Annotated in this window: 2 protein-coding genes and 3 pseudogenes; 4 read left to right on the forward strand and 1 reads right to left on the reverse strand. The window is 46.4% G+C overall.

The genetic code is table 11. From position 1 onward, the window contains the following. Positions 1-58 precede the first annotated feature (58 nt). From BFF42_RS14255 to BFF42_RS14270, 4 genes and pseudogenes are all read left to right on the forward strand, one after another. Entirely contained in the window at positions 59-472 is a 414-nt protein-coding gene (locus BFF42_RS14255) for an IS1 family transposase (protein WP_072038790.1), read from the forward strand. 17 nt (positions 473-489) lie between these two features. Beyond that, positions 490-870: pseudogene (locus BFF42_RS14260) on the forward strand (type 2 periplasmic-binding domain-containing protein); the annotation flags it as partial. Positions 871-1,016: 146 nt separating this feature from the next. Next, positions 1,017-2,237 (forward strand): phosphoadenosine phosphosulfate reductase, encoded by a 1,221-nt coding sequence (locus BFF42_RS14265; RefSeq protein ID WP_039060039.1) that lies wholly within the window; start codon positions 1,017-1,019, stop codon positions 2,235-2,237. Then, positions 2,210-2,555, forward strand: a pseudogene (locus tag BFF42_RS14270) (ParB N-terminal domain-containing protein); the annotation flags it as partial. The gene BFF42_RS14265 and the pseudogene BFF42_RS14270, both read left to right, overlap by 28 nt. Before the next feature lie 14 nt (positions 2,556-2,569). Here the strand turns inward: BFF42_RS14270 and BFF42_RS14275 are convergent. Next, a pseudogene (locus BFF42_RS14275) lies at positions 2,570-2,908 on the reverse strand (IS1-like element IS1B family transposase); the annotation flags it as partial. Between the last annotated feature and the right edge of the window lie 17 nt (positions 2,909-2,925).

Raw genomic sequence — 2,925 nt, forward strand, 5'->3', positions numbered from 1 at the left:
ACTGGCCGATAAACCGGGTCGGCGAACTGCTCCCCTGGCGCGTAGCACTGCCGACTGAATAACACATCCCCGTCAATACGGTTCTTGCTGCACGCTTACCGAACAGTGGGGCTACGTCGGTGCTAAATCACGTCAGCGCTGGCTGTTTTACGCGTATGACAGGATACGGAGGACGGTTGTGGCGCACGTCTTCGGTGAACGCACTCTGGCCACACTGGAGCGTCTTCTGAGCCTGCTGTCGGCCTTTGAGGTCGTGGTATGGATGACGGATGGCTGGCCGCTGTATGAATCACGCCTGAAGGGAAAGCTGCACGTTATCAGCAAGCGTTACACTCAGCGCATTGAGCGACATAATCTGAATCTGAGACAACATCTGGCAAGGCTGGGACGGAAGTCACTGTCGTTCTCAAAATCGGTGGAGCTGCATGACAAGGTCATCGGGCATTATCTGAACATAAAACACTATCAGTAAGTTGGAGTCATTACCCTCTAATTTGTAGTAATAAGCATCCGCGAATTACTGACAATAGCACTTATGAACAAATTATGGCAGAAGAGTTCACCCAATTAATATCCAAATCAGCAGGAGTTGATGATATTCAAATGGAAATAGACGAGAAGTTTATGAATCGCAAAATTTCATTTCGTGGTTCCTCTTTGCTGACAATAATTAATAGCATTGCAGTTACAGATTTACTGGGAATAGTCCCCTATGAACTTTATAACTCCCACCGTGACTTTCTTAATTTAAAAGAGATAAAACTAGAACATCCGTTACCTTCAATAAAGCTTTACATTTCCTATAATAAATCTTCTTTAAATAATTTGGTGTTCTCCCGATTTATTGACCGTCTAAATGAGAGTTTTTGATATATAACTACAGACAGCTACTATAACTTTCATCTATTTATTCACAGCGCGAATGAAAAATAAAACACTCTGCTTTACAGTGTTTACTTTATAATTAACAGTCTTATCTCACTGTTCACCCTGTAACGTTCAGAGAGCGTCTTCAGATGTCTATTTATAAAATTCCTCTTCCGCTCAATATTCTGGAAGCTGCACGAGAGCGTATTACCTGGACACTCAACACCCTACCCCGCGTTTGTGTCTCATTTTCTGGCGGCAAAGACTCTGGTTTAATGCTGTATCTGACAGCCGAACTTGCCCGACAAATGGGCAAAAAAATCTGCGTTTTGTTTATCGACTGGGAGGCGCAATTCTCTTGCTCTATTAACTATGTTCAGTCCCTGCGCGAGTTGTACACCGATGTCATCGAAGAGTTTTACTGGGTTGCGCTCCCGCTTACGACGCAAAATTCCCTTTCACAATACCAACCCGAATGGCAGTGCTGGGAACCTGATGTCGAATGGGTGCGTCAGCCCCCGCAAGATGCGATAACCGATCCTGACTTTTTCTGCTTTTACCAGCCAGGCATGACCTTCGAACAATTTGTACGTGAGTTTGCCGAATGGTTTTCACAAAAACGTCCGGCGGCAATGATGATCGGCATCCGTGCGGATGAGTCCTACAACCGTTTTGTCGCCATCGCCAGTTTAAATAAACAACGTTTTGCCGACGATAAACCATGGACTACGGCCGCACCAGGCGGTCATAGCTGGTACATTTACCCCATTTACGACTGGAAAGTGGCTGATATCTGGACCTGGTATGCAAATCATCAAAGTCTCTGCAACCCCCTGTATAACCTAATGTATCAGGCAGGCGTTCCTCTGCGTCATATGCGAATTTGCGAACCTTTTGGCCCGGAGCAACGACAAGGATTATGGCTCTATCACGTTATCGAACCGGATCGCTGGGCTGCTATGTGCGCACGAGTCAGCGGGGTAAAAAGTGGCGACATTTACGCCGGACATGACAATCATTTCTATGGGCATCGGAAAATCCTCAAGCCAGAACATTTAGACTGGCAAGAATATGCATTATTGCTGCTCAATAGCATGCCGGAAAAAACAGCTGAGCATTACCGCAATAAAATCGCCATTTATTTGCACTGGTATCAGAAAAAAGGCATCGAGGTTCCACAAACCCAGCAAGGGGACATTGGCGCGAAAGATATCCCCTCCTGGCGGCGGATATGCAAAGTTTTACTCAATAACGATTACTGGTGTCGGGCATTATCATTTAGTCCTACGAAAGCGAAGAACTATCAGCGTTATAACGAACGGATAAAAGGAAAACGTCAGGAATGGGGGATACTATGCAACAACGATTAACGCAGGATTTAACGCAATTTCTCGCCAGCTTGCCGGAAGATGATCGCATCAAAGCGATTAATGAAATCCGCATGGCGATCCATCAGGTTAGCCCCTTTCGTGAAGAGCCAGTGGATTGCGTTCTGTGGGTTAAAAACAGCCAACTTATGCCTAATGATTACAACCCAAACAACGTGGCACCACCCGAAAAAAAAACTGCTGCAAAAATCCATTGAAATAGATGGTTTTACCCAACCCATTGTGGTCACACATACGGATAAAAATGCCATGGAAATCGTGGATGGTTTTCACCGCCATGAAATTGGTAAAGGCTCATCGGTAATGACTCCAACTTATTGATAGTGTTTTATGTTCAGATAATGCCCGATGACTTTGTCATGCAGCTCCACCGATTTTGAGAACGACAGCGACTTCCGTCCCAGCCGTGCCAGGTGCTGCCTCAGATTCAGGTTATGCCGCTCAATTCGCTGCGTATATCGCTTGCTGATTACGTGCAGCTTTCCCTTCAGGCGGGATTCATACAGTGGCCAGCCATCCGTCATCCATATCACCACGTCAAAGGGTGACAGCAAGCTCATAAGACGCCCCAGCGTCGCCATAGTGCGTTCACCGAATACGTGCGCAACAACCGTCTTCCGGAGCCTGTCATACGCGTAAAACAGCCAGCGCTGCGCGATTTAGCCCCGAC

The organism is Shigella sp. FC1661, assembly GCF_001712525.1.
Classification (GTDB): Bacteria; Pseudomonadota; Gammaproteobacteria; order Enterobacterales; family Enterobacteriaceae; genus Escherichia; species Escherichia coli.

Excerpts from the sequence above, each read along its gene's own strand:
- BFF42_RS14265 (WP_039060039.1), top strand. The coding sequence starts at position 1,017 with ATGTCTATTTATAAAATTCCTCTTCCGCTCAATATTCTGGAAGCTGCA.